The organism is Vibrio sp. PID17_43, assembly GCF_002608565.1.
Lineage (GTDB): Bacteria > Pseudomonadota > Gammaproteobacteria > Enterobacterales > Vibrionaceae > Vibrio.
The window spans coordinates 62,662-76,049 of sequence record NZ_LIXM01000021.1; the positions used below are offsets into that span (position 1 = coordinate 62,662).

The 13,388-nt window shown below is 46.9% G+C and carries 13 protein-coding genes; 6 read left to right on the top strand and 7 right to left on the bottom strand.

Annotated elements, in window-relative coordinates; translation table 11 throughout:
- Window positions 1-207: 207 nt before the first annotated feature.
- Window positions 208-468 carry a hypothetical protein gene (locus AK965_RS20505; protein WP_172438168.1) on the bottom strand — a complete coding sequence of 87 codons (261 nt, stop codon included), beginning with the start codon at window positions 466-468 and terminating at the stop codon, window positions 208-210.
- A 92-nt stretch (window positions 469-560) separates the two neighbouring features.
- On the opposite strand from AK965_RS20505, the gene AK965_RS15275 reads away from it, so the two are divergent.
- The gene (locus AK965_RS15275) at window positions 561-1,034 is read left to right on the top strand and encodes a peroxiredoxin (protein WP_099080413.1); all 474 of its coding nucleotides are present in this window, start codon (window positions 561-563) and stop codon (window positions 1,032-1,034) included.
- A 55-nt stretch (window positions 1,035-1,089) separates the two neighbouring features.
- On the opposite strand, the gene AK965_RS15280 is transcribed toward AK965_RS15275, so the two are convergent.
- Complete coding sequence (locus tag AK965_RS15280; RefSeq protein ID WP_099080414.1) at window positions 1,090-1,494, bottom strand: SPOR domain-containing protein; 405 nt, start codon at window positions 1,492-1,494, stop codon at window positions 1,090-1,092.
- 94 nt (window positions 1,495-1,588) lie between these two features.
- Window positions 1,589-2,758 (bottom strand): D-alanyl-D-alanine carboxypeptidase family protein, encoded by a 1,170-nt coding sequence (locus tag AK965_RS15285; RefSeq protein WP_099080415.1) that lies wholly within the window; start codon window positions 2,756-2,758, stop codon window positions 1,589-1,591.
- A gap of 444 nt (window positions 2,759-3,202) precedes the next feature.
- On the opposite strand from AK965_RS15285, the gene AK965_RS15290 reads away from it, so the two are divergent.
- Window positions 3,203-4,813, top strand: a complete 1,611-nt coding sequence (locus AK965_RS15290; protein ID WP_099080448.1) for a BCCT family transporter — start codon at window positions 3,203-3,205, stop codon at window positions 4,811-4,813.
- A gap of 64 nt (window positions 4,814-4,877) precedes the next feature.
- On the opposite strand, the gene yghU is transcribed toward AK965_RS15290, so the two are convergent.
- Window positions 4,878-5,738 (bottom strand): glutathione-dependent disulfide-bond oxidoreductase, encoded by an 861-nt coding sequence (yghU, locus tag AK965_RS15295; RefSeq protein WP_099080416.1) that lies wholly within the window; start codon window positions 5,736-5,738, stop codon window positions 4,878-4,880.
- A 235-nt stretch (window positions 5,739-5,973) separates the two neighbouring features.
- The gene (locus tag AK965_RS15300; RefSeq protein ID WP_099080417.1) at window positions 5,974-6,540 is read right to left on the bottom strand and encodes a TetR/AcrR family transcriptional regulator; all 567 of its coding nucleotides are present in this window, start codon (window positions 6,538-6,540) and stop codon (window positions 5,974-5,976) included.
- 99 nt (window positions 6,541-6,639) lie between these two features.
- Here AK965_RS15300 and AK965_RS15305 point away from each other — a divergent pair, with 99 nt between their 5' ends.
- On the top strand, window positions 6,640-7,173 hold the full coding sequence (locus tag AK965_RS15305) for a dihydrofolate reductase family protein (protein ID WP_099080418.1): 534 nt from the start codon (window positions 6,640-6,642) through the stop codon (window positions 7,171-7,173).
- Between the two features lie 67 nt (window positions 7,174-7,240).
- Here AK965_RS15305 and AK965_RS15310 read toward each other — a convergent pair whose 3' ends face one another.
- Window positions 7,241-7,960 carry a beta-ketoacyl-ACP reductase gene (locus AK965_RS15310; RefSeq protein WP_099080419.1) on the bottom strand — a complete coding sequence of 240 codons (720 nt, stop codon included), beginning with the start codon at window positions 7,958-7,960 and terminating at the stop codon, window positions 7,241-7,243.
- 283 nt (window positions 7,961-8,243) lie between these two features.
- On the opposite strand from AK965_RS15310, the gene AK965_RS15315 reads away from it, so the two are divergent.
- Entirely contained in the window at window positions 8,244-8,897 is a 654-nt protein-coding gene (locus AK965_RS15315; RefSeq protein WP_099080420.1) for a cupin domain-containing protein, read from the top strand.
- A 101-nt stretch (window positions 8,898-8,998) separates the two neighbouring features.
- Here the strand turns inward: AK965_RS15315 and AK965_RS15320 are convergent, their stop codons facing one another.
- On the bottom strand, window positions 8,999-9,238 hold the full coding sequence (locus AK965_RS15320) for a YdcH family protein (protein ID WP_099080421.1): 240 nt from the start codon (window positions 9,236-9,238) through the stop codon (window positions 8,999-9,001).
- Between the two features lie 344 nt (window positions 9,239-9,582).
- On the opposite strand from AK965_RS15320, the gene xdhA reads away from it, so the two are divergent.
- Both xdhA and xdhB read left to right on the top strand, forming a co-directional pair.
- Window positions 9,583-11,037: a xanthine dehydrogenase small subunit gene (gene xdhA, locus AK965_RS15325; RefSeq protein ID WP_099080422.1), complete on the top strand. Its 1,455-nt coding sequence runs from the start codon at window positions 9,583-9,585 to the stop codon at window positions 11,035-11,037.
- Window positions 11,027-13,384, top strand: coding sequence for a xanthine dehydrogenase molybdopterin binding subunit (gene xdhB, locus AK965_RS15330; RefSeq protein WP_099080423.1), 2,358 nt, complete (start codon window positions 11,027-11,029; stop codon window positions 13,382-13,384). The genes xdhA and xdhB overlap by 11 nt, the downstream gene beginning before the upstream one ends.
- Window positions 13,385-13,388 lie beyond the last annotated feature (4 nt).

Below are 13,388 nucleotides of genomic sequence, written 5' to 3' on the forward strand. Positions count from 1 at the left end.
TCGCGTGATATATGCGATCTTGATGGTGCCAATAAAGTTCTCTTTGTTTATGCTTTTCGGTGCTTATCTACTCGCACCCACTGGCACTACCATTTAAAAAACATTGATATAAACTTGTCCCCCCCCCTAACGACACCATGATGGTGATTTTAAATTCCGAATACTTCAGCGGTTACCTATTTTCAGTCACTATAGCGCTCGCCATTTTCATACTCTATTTGCTATGGTAGATCCATGAAGTCGCAGTTCATCAAGCGCAAGAGTAGAGAAGTTCCCATATTCACCTGGTGTTTGCTTTATTACTTTGTGGCCTTTTTCTTCACAAAGCATGGTGATATTGGCACTCATCATCGCGTTCACTAACTGGGAACACATTAGCCACTCACTAAGTAACATCATTCGCAATAGCCTTCTGTCACCACAAACACAGCCCCAGACACCAGCCAAAGCCACTGAGGAATAGTCCATGTAAGACGTTATGATTCCGTACATTTTGATCATGTTGATTTTGGCGCTAGACTGAGTGAGCGGAACAAAGCATACACAAAAGGAAGATAATCATGATTAAACAAGGCCAAACACTGCCTGCTGCAACTCTTAGTGAACTGACGACGGATGGCATGGTGAACCATCAAGTGAGCGAACTTTTTGCCAACAAAAAGGTTGTCCTGTTTGCGGTACCGGGCGCATTCACGCCAACGTGTTCTGAAGCCCATTTACCTGGGTATGTCGTCTTGGCAGACCAGCTAAAAGCCAAAGGCGTCGACCTAATTGCTTGCGTTTCTGTCAACGATGCCTTTGTGATGCAAGCTTGGGGAGAAGCACAAAACGCAAATGAAATAATGATGTTGGGCGACGGGGATGCGAGCTTTACTAAAGCACTTGGTTTAGAGATGGATACCGGAGGTTTTGGTGGCATACGTTCACAGCGTTACGCCATGCTCATCGACAACGGCGTCGTCACGAATTTAAACGTCGAAGCACCACAAACGTTTGAAGTGAGCAATGCAGAAACCATCCTCGCATTACTATAAATCAATAACTTAATTCAATCGGAAGCTTTTCAGCTTCCGTTTTTTTGTTTCTGAGTTAACGCATTCTCACTACGCTGGTCTCTTGCTTACTTTGTAATTCAGCAAAACTGAGTACAAATGGGGCCGACTGCTTTACGCGACTTGGTAACGATGACAACGCATCGTATGCGTCTTGCTTGGTTCTGAAGTCACCAACGGTCACCGTGTACCAACGAGTGCCTCGGCTGTTTTTCCAGTTCACCCAAACTGGATGCTTCGGATCGATGTAGCGAATGTACTCTTTCACATCTTTCTCTTGCTTTAACGCCAGTACTTGCATGGTGTAGTGGCTCGGGTTTAGGTAGCCGTAAGCATCTTGCGATGACATCACCCCTACGCACTGTCCGCTGTCAGCCTGCTGTTGAGGCAAGGTACACCCTACAAGCGTAAAAGCTAATGTCAAAGATAGAATCTTATACACGTGTCACTCCGTTATTATTCTGAATGTATCTCTTTATGAGTTCTCAAAATAAAAAGGCGACCGTTTTGGCCGCCTGACTAAATTTGTCGAGTGATTAGAACCAACTTAATACCAAGCGTTTAACCCAGTCCACCAAGCGTTTAAAGATACCGCCCTCTTCTACTGGCTCAAGTGCCACAAGTTCGGTCTCTTTCACAACATCATCGCCCACTTTGTACACCACTTTACCAACCACTTGGTCTTTTTGAATGGGCGCGATTAAGTCACTGTTGTACTCCAGTTCGGCTTCTAGCTTGTTCACGTTACCTTTTGGCAAAGTGAGATAAACATCGCGTTCAACGCCGACTTTCAGCTCGTCTTGATCCCCCATCCATACACGAGCCGAGGCCATTTTTTTACCCGCTTTGGTTGGCACGACTGTATCGAAGAAACGGAAACCGTAACTCAACAGCTGTTTGCTCTCTGATTCACGAACACTGGGGCTCTTTGCGCCCATAACAACAGCAACTAATCGCATGTCACCATTCGTCGCTGAGGTAGCTAAGCTGTAACCTGCACCGCTGGTGTAACCTGTCTTCATGCCATCAACATTCATACTGCGATCGCGTAACAATCCGTTGCGGTTGTATTGCGTGATTCCGTTATAAGTAAACGACGTTTCACTGTACATTGGATAAATATCGGGCAAGTCACGAATGATTGCACGGCCTAACGTCGCAATATCACGAGGGGTTGAATACAGACCATCACTGTCTAAGCCGTGCGGATTGGTAAACGCCGAGTTCGACAAACCAAGTTGGTTCGCCCAGCTATTCATTAAGCCGACAAAACCCACCTCGCTGCCTGCAACGTGCTCGGCAATCGCCACACTGGCATCGTTACCCGATTGCACCACCAACCCACGATAAAGTTCAGACAGAGAGACAGACGTCCCCACTTCAATGAACATTTTCGAAGAATCAGGGAAGTTCTTCGCCCATGCATTGCGGCTGATCACCACTTCATCATCCAGACTGATGCTGCCAGATTTCATCTCTTGGCCTGCGACATAAGCTGTCATCAACTTGGTCAAGCTTGCAGGGTTGAGACGCTTATCCGCATCACGTTCTACCAACACCGTACCGGTGTGATAATCCATTAATACATAGCCACGTGAGCTTAACTCTGGCGCATTTGGTACCACGGTCGGAGCAGCAAAAAGAGGAGTGGAGATGGTCGTCAGGGCTGTGACTAACGACGCATTAAATACTAAATTTTTTTTCATAGCAGCATTCTTTGGCTTACAAACTAAGACGAGTATATTGAAACGCTGCTCAGTTACAGCAGCTCCGTTACGATTGGTTACGTTTACTCGATCTTTGTCGAAAAGAATGCGAAGTTGATTGAAAATTACTTATAAAAAAATCCTTCGCTCAGAAACTGCAACAACAAAAGAGTTTGAACATCAATATACGATTACACGTCGGTAACCTCATCGTTCACGGTGCCCCCCCCTCCAAGAACCAAACCAAAAAAAATTACACATCAAACGATTACCATTGCGCACTCACACATAAAATACCGCACAAAACGCTCATTATTTGCATATCGTTACATAAAACATTATCATTCCGTCACATTTTTAATTAGAACTCAAAACAAACGGAGGGCGGTTTTAGTGTTTTTCTTGCACAAGAAAGACACATTAAAAAGCGTACATGTTGTATTTATGGATAATGCACTCAAAAAATATAGTATCGAAACTACCGATTATCAGGTTGGCCAAGACAACGTACAAAAGTGGGGGTTTGATATCCACAACCCAGTCTTTGGGATTAGCGCAGGCCTTGTGATCCTTTGCCTTATTTCTCTTCTTATTGTTGATCCCGCCACTGCTCGTGAAGCCTTAAACGGCTTGAAAAACGGCATCATCGCAGACTTTGATCTGTTCTTTATGTGGTCAACAAACTTCTTCATCTTATTCGCTATCGCCATTCTATTTTCTCCGCTTGGTAAAATCAGAATTGGAGGTAAAGAGGCGCGCGCTGAACATTCAACCATTTCTTGGCTTTCGATGCTGTTTGCAGCAGGTATGGGAATTGGTCTCCTTTTCTGGAGCGTTGCAGAGCCAACCGCGTACTTTACTAACTGGTTCGGCACCCCACTCAACGCCGAGGCGTACAGTGATGAAGCAAAATCACTCGCGATGGGCGCGACCATGTTCCATTGGGGCATCCACGGCTGGGCCATTTACGCCATTGTTGCACTTTCTCTTGCCTTCTTCGCATATAATAAGGGACTACCACTGTCATTACGCTCAGCGTTTTATCCTTTATTTGGTGATAGAGCTTGGGGATGGTTAGGTCACATCATTGATATTTTGGCAGTACTGTCGACATTATTTGGTCTCGCCACGTCACTCGGCTTAGGCGCGCAACAAGCGACTAGCGGTATTAATCACGTATTTGGTTTAGAGGGTGGCATTGGTATGCAGATCATTGTCATCGCTTTTGTCACCTTTATTGCCGTGCTATCGGTCATTCGTGGTATCGACGGTGGTGTTAAGCTACTGAGTAACATCAATATGATTGTGGCCTTTGCCCTACTGGCATTCGTTATTTTCATTAGTTTCGACGTTGCCGTGGCTTCTATTTGGGATAGCACAGTGGCTTATGCTCAAAATATTGTTGCGCTAAGTAACCCACATGGTCGAGAAGATACGGACTGGATGCATGGCTGGACCGTTTTCTACTGGGCATGGTGGGTATCGTGGTCGCCATTCGTTGGCATGTTCATTGCGCGAGTATCTAAGGGGCGTACCGTCCGTGAGTTTATTTTCGCCGTTATCGTTATCCCTACCGTCGTGACGCTGGTTTGGATGTCCGTATTCGGTGGTATTGCACTAGACCAAGTAGTGAACAAGGTCGGTGAATTAGGTGCACATGGCCTAACTGATATTTCCCTGACTCTATTCCATGTTTATGATGCCCTGCCTTACAGCTCGATCATCTCTGTATTGTCCATTGTTCTCATTTTGGTGTTCTTTATCACCTCTTCAGACTCTGGTTCTCTGGTCATTGATAGCATTACGGCTGGCGGTAAGATTGATGCTCCTGTACCACAACGTATCTTCTGGGCTTGTATCGAGGGGTCGATCGCAGCGGTGATGCTTTGGATTGGTGGTAAAGAAGCGCTGCAAGCGTTGCAATCAGGCGTGGTCGCAACGGGATTGCCGTTTACGCTAGTACTATTGGTGATGTGTGTGAGCCTCATTAAGGGCTTAAGGTCAGAGCTGCCAGCTTATCAAGATACAGCCGCAAAACACGCAGTGGCTCGCTAACTACTAAAAAATCTAAACGAGCGCCGTTCGAGCGCTCGTTTTGTTATCTAGCCTAACGCATTAACTAGTCGGGCTTTTTTGCAAGTACGGTGTCGATGTCCGCAGCGCTGTGACGTTCCGCTGCTTGTTCCCACTCCTCTCCCCATGTTCGGTTTACAATATGGCCACGCTTAACGGCTTCACGTTCATCAATCGCTTTCGCCCAACGCACGACATTCTTATAGCTCACGACGTCCAAAAACTCTGCTGAATCGTACAAACGCCCTAGCACCAAATTTCCGTACCAAGGCCAAGTTGCGATGTCTGCAATACTGTACTTGTCACCACCTAGAAATTCATTGCCCGCAAGGCGCTTATCCAGTACGTCTAGCTGACGTTTTGCTTCCATCGTAAAGCGGTTGATTGGGTACTCGAATTTCTCTGGTGCGTACGCGTAGAAGTGACCAAAACCACCGCCAAGGTATGGCGCAGAACCTTGTAACCAAAATAACCAGTTCATTACTTCAGCACGCTGTGCGCCTTCTTTTGGTAGGAAGTGACCAAACTTCTCCGCTAGGTAGAACAAGATATTGCCAGACTCAAACACGTTTACTGGCTCATCACCCGAGCGGTCAACCAGCGCTGGGATCTTCGAGTTCGGGTTGACGGACACAAAGCCAGAACCAAACTGGTCGCCATCGCCAATCTTGATCAAGTATGCGTCGTATTCTGCTTCTGTTACGCCTGCCGCCAAAAGCTCCTCAAACATGATCGTTACTTTCTGACCGTTTGGTGTACCCATTGAGTAAAGCTGGAACGGGTGCTCACCAACTGGGAGCGCTTGTTCATGCCTTGCACCTGAATCTGGACGGTTGATGCTCGCCCACTGGCCGCCGTTTTCGTTATCGTTTGTCCAAACTTTTGGTGGAATGTATTCGTTAGTCATTGTTATCCCTTATTGTGTTTGAATGCATCTTCCAACTGACATCCTAATCGCGCCAGTAAGCATTATCAGATGTCCCCATCGCCACATGCGATAAAGCCTCCTCAAGATATTAGGTCGAATTCGCCAATTAAAAGTCCTGCAATCTCTTTTAGTTAGAACCTTTGGTTATGGGAATTTCTTTCAGGATATATACCCGAGTGACTTCAAGACGCAGGATTCAGAGCGTTAACATGAGCTAGGTTCTTGATACCAATAGTGATGAACAAATCAAGTTCAGCGGCCCATCCATCATCTCGGTTTTAATCAAACTTGCATCATGACAACAACTGATCGACAGTGCAAAGCCGTGCAGGTAATCCGCCAATAGATCCAAACTGTCTTTCTCCACTTGCCGAGATAAACCCAAAGGCTCAACAATCCATTGATAACGCTCAGCGAACACTTGCGCCGGACCATGGGATGTCATACTCAATATGGTTTGCAACAGCCCGTTGTACTCACGCAACAGGTTAATATAACTAACACACAGGCTTTTAAGGCCGCTTTGCCAATCTTCACTCGCTTGGGGCCGATAAATGGCTTCCACCAGCGATGTGGTGAGCGCTTCAAGCAACGCATTCTTATTTTTGAAATAGTGATAGATCGCCATAGGATCCACATTCAATTGCATTGCCAACGAGCGGATGCTTGGCACCTTTCCATCCCTTTTCATCAATAACTTAGCCGACTCTAAAATACTTTCTGCGCTTAACAGTGACTGCTTTGCGGTCGGTCTTCCGCGCTTCTTTTCGTTGACAGACATTTGATCTTCCCGATAAACTCGCCAATATTCTACTTTGTAGAATTAATTTTAAACTAACCTTTAGCTTGGCTCAAGCACAACCCATTAGATGAGGTACTCATGGCAAACATCGTATTTATTGCGACCAGTCTGGACGGTTACATCGCAGATAAACAAGGTAAACTCGACTGGCTATATTCCGTACCAAATCCAGACCACGTCGATACCGGATTTTTCGCTTTGATGGAACGTATTGATGGCTTAGTCATGGGGCGCAATACCTTAGATGTGGTACTGAGTTTTGATTGCGACTGGCCTTACCGCAAACCTGTCTTCGTACTCAGTAACACCATGACAACAGTGCCACAGGGCTACGAAGACAAAGTCTTTTTAGTAAAGGGCGAGCTAAAAGACGTGCTTGCTGATTTGAATGCAAAAGGCTTTAAAGAGTTATACATCGACGGAGGTGTGACGATTCAGAACTTCCTAAAAGAAGATCTTATCGATGAAATAGTGATAACCCGCTTCCCTATCCTACTTGGCGGCGGCGCTCCCTTGTTCGGCAAACTGGAGCAACCATTGAACTTTAAAGTCACCAAGAGCGAAATCGTGTTAGATACGTTGGTGCAAACGACTTACGTGCGTAAAAGGTAGGCTAATTACCACAGGAAAACGCCCATCAAAGTGAAGGGCGTCTATTAATTGAGCTATGTTTCGCTGTTTAAAGCACTAAACCGCCGTCAATCTTGAGCACTTGACCCGTGATATAGGCACTCTTATCGGAAGCTAGGAAAGATACGCCATTAGCAATATCCTGAACCGACCCCATTCGCCCTAATGGGGTTTTCCCTTCCATCATTTGAATGACTTTCTCCGGTAAACTTCTTGTCATATCGGTAGAGATAAAACCGGGAGCGACACAGTTCACGCGTATTTGCGCCCCTTTTCTGGCGAGTTCTTTCGCCCAACCTTTGCTCATGGCGATCACACCGCCTTTACTCGCACCGTAATTACTCTGCCCAATGTTACCGTCAGTACCAACGATAGACGCTATATTGACCACACTTCCGCTCCCTTGCTCTAACATGACAGGCGCAACGCACTGAGTCAGCAAAAACACGGCTTTTAGGTTCACATCGATAACGCTATCCCAGTCTTGCTCTAGCATGTCTGGTAGCAACGCATCACGCGTGATTCCAGCATTATTGACCAAAACATCAATAGATTGATGTTGACTAATAATACTACCCACGACTTCATTCACTGCCTTTGCATCACACAGGTTTACTTGATAATGAGATAGTTGTTCAGAGTCGCTCCAGTCTATCGGAGAAATATCTAGCCCAACGACATGGAAACCGTCCTCAATAAGTTGTTCACAAATTGCCTGACCGATACCACGAGCCGCACCAGTAACGACTGCTACTTTTTCTTGTTTCATTTGGCCTTCCTTAAGTGTACAGATTAAAAAATTGCTTTATTCAACGCATGGCAAGTTGGCGATTTTCCATACGTAGTTTGATATTCTTATAATGCAACAATAGGAATATTCTGGAAGCCAGTAGAGAACTAATCAAGGTCGATAAATGTCAATTTGGTATTATCAGACCTATGTTACTGTTCTTCCTAGTCAAACTTGGGTAAGAAATTTCAACAGAAAAACTTAAACGTTAGTCAAGTGACAACGGTCATCCAAAGCCTCTCAACATTACTGGAGCCTGATCATGCTAAATATGGATTTTTCTCAGCGCATCGTTATCAATACAGGGAATGAAGAGTGGGTAAGTAGTCCAGCCTCTGGAGTCTGGCGAAAGCCGCTAGAGAGGGAGTCAAAAGAATCCGGCCATACTACCAGCATCGTGAAATACGAAGCGAACTCCGCTTTCGCCACGCATTTTCATCCGCTCGGCGAAGAGATCCTGGTTCTTGAGGGTGTCTTTTCAGATGAAAAGGGGGACTACCCTGCTGGCACCTACCTTCGCAATCCGCCTGGAAGCCACCACGCTCCGTTTAGTAAAGAAGGTTGCGTTATTCTGGTCAAGCTGAATCAGTTTGCTCCCAGCGACCTTAAAACCGTGCGCATCAACACCACAGCTGCAGAATGGCTGCCTGGCATAGGGAATCTAAAAGTGCTGCCTTTACACAACGTTGAGCATGAGCATGTTGCGTTAGTCAAATGGCCCAAAGGAGAGCGTTTTCAACCTCATCGACACTTTGGTGGAGAAGAAATATTGGTACTTTCCGGGGCGTTCAAGGATGAATTTGGCACCTATCCAAAACACACTTGGCTTCGTAGCCCACATATGAGTGAACACTTTCCATTTGTCGAACAAGAAACCGTTATTTGGGTAAAAACGGGACATCTTCCGATAGATTAAAAATAGAGATGTAGAGAGAAATACAACGGAGTGAAGAGATATAAAGAAGAGGGGCAAGCGGCTCGATGGCCGAGCCGCTATCTGTAATATCAAGGGCTCTGCTATGCACTCATGATTTTAGAATGCAGCCAATCTTTAAGTTCCGCTCTGTTGTGTTTAAGCGTATTCATTTCATTGTCATCAATAGGATTTCCGCGTAATTCTAGTTCCCTTATCTCCTTATCTAGCGCATTGTAGTTTTTTGCCGTTTCAGCAAATGAGGCGTCACTTGCTACTAATTGATTGATGGTATCTAAGTGCTCTGGGAATTCATGAGTTAATGAGTGATTTTCGCCTAACATAAAGACCTCTTTCGCTTGAGTTATTTCGATGTAATGATTGCTCAAATCTTAAGCAACTATGAGATAACTTTAGCACCTGTTCCGCAGTTAAATCGTCGAATTGCCCACAAAAAAGTAACAAACTGATTTTTCACGTTTTGCAAAGTGATTTTAATCGTCTTCGTCAATAAACTAAGTGACCCGTTTCTAACGTCATCTTCGCCAGTTATCTTTTTATCGATTCCCCCGTTATACCCAGATTGACGCGAACCTATAATTCAGACAGTTGCCTGATACGAATTTGACCATCTGTAAAGGAATGACTAGCTTGTAAGCAATGGTGGTAAAAGTATCGTGGAGGTCTTGTGATCCGTTTTCTCTTAAACCAGACCTTGATGGAAGAAGACGATATTTCTCCTAATCTGACGGTATTGAACTATCTCCGCGAGCATGCACGAAAAACCGGTACGAAAGAAGGATGCGGTTCAGGCGATTGCGGAGCCTGCACGGTGGTGTTAGGTGAAATCATTGACGGACAACTCGAGTACCGAAGTGTGAATTCATGTTTAACCTTTGTTTCTGCGCTACATGGCAAACAATTAATCACAGTAGAAGACTTAAAAAGCGCAAAGAGACTCCACCCAGTTCAGCAAGCAATGGTCGATTTTCACGGCAGCCAATGTGGCTTCTGCACGCCAGGCTTTATTATGTCGATGTTTGCGCTGATTAAAAACACCCCGCACGCCAACAAAGAAGAAATCGCCCTAGCGCTAACCGGTAATCTTTGTCGCTGCACTGGCTATCGCCCAATCATTGACGCCGCCCTGTCGCTGAGCCAGCAAACGCCTATTCGTGACGCTTTTCTCAAGTACGAAAAAGAGACCATCGATAAATTGAACGCCATCGAAAAGCCGCAACTTGAGCATCATGTCGATGGAAAGATCGCCTTTTCACCGACAAGTTGTGATGAACTCGCCCAAGTTCTCATCGCTCACCCGAACGCAAAACTGTTTGCAGGCGGAACCGATTTGGCATTGGAGGTCACGCAGGCACACCACCGTATCGAAAAGCTCATTTATCTTGGTCACGTCGAGGATATGAAAACCATCAATCAAACCGAGACCCATATCGAAATTGGTGCAAATGTACCCTTTACCGACATTCATCGCTCTCTAGCGCCGCACTATCCCGACTTTGGCGCGTTGCTTCAACGTTTTGCTTCTCTGCAAATCCGAAACCAAGGAACCATGGGTGGCAACATCGCTAACGCCTCCCCGGTCGGAGATACTGCGCCATTGTTGATCGCACTTGGAACCACACTGATTTTAAGACGAGGTGATTACGTGCGTGAAATCGCGCTAGAAGATTTCTTTAACGATTACAGAGTCACAGAGCTCCAACCCTCGGAATTTATTCAGACGATTCAAGTGCCTAAACCGCAAAAAGACCAAACCTTTAAAGCGTACAAAGTGTCCAAACGTTTTGATGATGATATCTCCGCCGTGTGTGGCGGATTCCTGCTGACCCTAAATAACGACACGATTACTGATGCGCGTATTGCGTTCGGTGGTATGGCGGCCATTCCTGCTCGAGCCAAGCAATGTGAACAAGCCTTAATCGGAAAGCCACTCTCACAGGTTTCAGTACATGCTGCCATGACGGCGTTAGAACAGGTTTTTTCTCCCATTTCTGATTTCAGAGCAACCAAGGAGTACCGCACAGAGCTCGCCAAGAACCTGCTATACCGGATGTACATCGAGTTGAGCTACGCCAGAAACAACCAAGCCATTGATACGAGGGTCATTCACTATGCCCCATAAAACGCCCTCGTCCAAGAGTAAAAAATACCCAGCCTCTTCAGCAAAAGCGACATTGGTCACCGGTGTCGGTAAGCCAGTCAAACATGACAGTGCAAAAAAACAGGTGTCCGGAGAAGCACTCTATGTTGACGATCGCGCCGAGTATCCCAATCAACTCCACGTTTATGCCCTTATGAGCCCACACGCGCATGCGACCATCACGAAACTGGATGTGTCTCCTTGCTACAAGGTGCCAGGCGTGCAAGCGGTCATCACTGCGCATGATGTTCCAGGCAAACTCGATATCGGTACGATCCTCCCTGGCGATCCATTACTCGCTGACGAAAAGGTGGTTTACATTGGTCAGCCCGTGATTGCGGTTGCCGCCAACAGCCTCGACAATGCTCGAAAAGGAGCCAATGCCGCCATTGTCGAATACGCGCCGCTTCCCGCCTTGCTAGATGCCAAGCAGTCGCTAGCGGAAGGACTGTTTGTTGCCGATAGCCACACCCAGAAACGGGGCGACGCCACAGGAGCGATTGCCTTCGCACCACATGTACTGGAAGGCTCATTATGCATAGGTGGGCAGGAACATTTCTATTTGGAAACACAGGTTTCCAGCGCAATCCCTACCGAAGATGGGGGCGTCATCGTCTATTCTTCATCGCAAAATCCGACGGAAATACAAAAACTCGTGGCTTCGGTATTAAATATCCCCATGCACAAAGTGAAAACCGAAGTACGCCGGATCGGAGGCGGGTTCGGCGGTAAGGAAACACAGGCCGCATTTCCCGCCTGTATCGCCGCAATAATGGCTACGCAAACCGGGCAGCCCGTGAAATTTCGCCTGCCACGTCGAGAGGACATGATGATCACGGGCAAGCGTCATCCCTTCTTCAATCAATATAAAGTGGGGTTTGATGATAACGGCGTGATTCAAGGGATCGAACTGGCACTCTGCGCCAATGCCGGACACTCACCGGATCTTTCCCGCGCGATTGTCGATCGTGCCATGTTCCATGCAGATAATGCTTATTACCTTGGCAACGCCACGGTGACCGGACACTGCTTGAAAACCAATATGGCATCCAACACGGCATTCCGGGGATTCGGTGGCCCGCAGGGCATGGTCACCATTGAACATGTGATGGATAGCATCGCCTATCAACTGGGTAAAGACCCGTTGGACGTACGCAAAGCCAATTATTACGCAGGGGAAGGTCGCAACGAAACTCACTACTACCAAAAAGTGACCGATAACTTCCTCCATGAGATGACGGCTGATCTAGAAGCGTCGTGTGACTATCAGGCGAGGCGTAAAGCCATCACCGAGTTCAACGCCTCCAGTCCGATATTAAAAAAAGGCATCGCCTTAACGCCAGTGAAGTTTGGTATTTCCTTTACGGCGAGTTTCCTTAACCAAGCCGGTGCGCTTATTATTGTCTACACCGATGGCAGCATTTGCCTTAATCACGGTGCGACGGAAATGGGTCAAGGAGTGAACACCAAAGTCGCGCAAGTCGTCGCAGAAACGTTCAACGTTGACATCAACACCATTCAAATCACAGCAACCAATACTGAGAAAGTCCCAAACACCTCTGCAACGGCGGCGTCATCAGGGGCAGACCTCAATGGCAAAGCGGCGCAGCAGGCCGCGATGACGATCAAAGTACGTATGGCCAACTTTGCCGCTTCCCACTTCAACGTCGCGACGGAGGAGGTCGTGTTCAACAACGGCAGCATTTTACTCGGCACCAAACAGTCCATAACGTTTGCCAAGCTGTGTGAGCTTTGTTGGCTCAACCAAATTTCTCTCGCGGCGACGGGCTTCTATCGTACGCCGAAGGTCTATTATGACTACGAGAAAGCGCGCGGTCGCCCTTTCTATTACTACGCTTACGGCGTTTCCTGCTCCGAAGTCATTATCGATACCCTCACCGGCGAATACAAAGTACTGCGCACAGAGATACTTCACGATGTCGGTGCATCTTTAAATCCAGCGATTGATATTGGTCAGATTGAAGGTGGGTTCATTCAAGGAATGGGCTGGCTAACCACAGAAGAGTTAGTTTGGGATGATAAGGGGCAACTGGTGACAGCTGGCCCAGTGAGCTACAAGATCCCGACCGTCACCGATACCCCAACGATCTTCAACACTCGCTTAGTCGAGAACCGAGCCAACCGAGAACAAACCATCTTCCACTCGAAAGCGGTGGGGGAGCCGCCGTTCATGTTGGCGATATCGGTATGGTGTGCCATCCGTAATGCGATTGCCCACATGGCAAATAATGGAAAAGCCCCCACTCTTCCAATACCAGCCACACCAGAACACGTTTACAACGCCATCAAACAAGCACGCCAAAAGTAATCGG

Bases quoted from the DNA above. Each gene is read 5' to 3' on its own strand.
- AK965_RS20505 (WP_172438168.1), bottom strand. From the start codon at position 468: ATGGACTATTCCTCAGTGGCTTTGGCTGGTGTCTGGGGCTGTGTTTGT.
- AK965_RS15275 (WP_099080413.1), top strand. From the start codon at position 561: ATGATTAAACAAGGCCAAACACTGCCTGCTGCAACTCTTAGTGAACTG.
- AK965_RS15285 (WP_099080415.1), bottom strand. From the start codon at position 2,758: ATGAAAAAAAATTTAGTATTTAATGCGTCGTTAGTCACAGCCCTGACG.
- AK965_RS15290 (WP_099080448.1), top strand. From the start codon at position 3,203: ATGGATAATGCACTCAAAAAATATAGTATCGAAACTACCGATTATCAG.
- yghU (WP_099080416.1), bottom strand. From the start codon at position 5,738: ATGACTAACGAATACATTCCACCAAAAGTTTGGACAAACGATAACGAA.
- AK965_RS15300 (WP_099080417.1), bottom strand. From the start codon at position 6,540: ATGTCTGTCAACGAAAAGAAGCGCGGAAGACCGACCGCAAAGCAGTCA.
- AK965_RS15305 (WP_099080418.1), top strand. From the start codon at position 6,640: ATGGCAAACATCGTATTTATTGCGACCAGTCTGGACGGTTACATCGCA.
- AK965_RS15310 (WP_099080419.1), bottom strand. From the start codon at position 7,960: ATGAAACAAGAAAAAGTAGCAGTCGTTACTGGTGCGGCTCGTGGTATC.
- AK965_RS15315 (WP_099080420.1), top strand. From the start codon at position 8,244: ATGCTAAATATGGATTTTTCTCAGCGCATCGTTATCAATACAGGGAAT.
- AK965_RS15320 (WP_099080421.1), bottom strand. From the start codon at position 9,238: ATGTTAGGCGAAAATCACTCATTAACTCATGAATTCCCAGAGCACTTA.
- xdhB (WP_099080423.1), top strand. From the start codon at position 11,027: ATGCCCCATAAAACGCCCTCGTCCAAGAGTAAAAAATACCCAGCCTCT.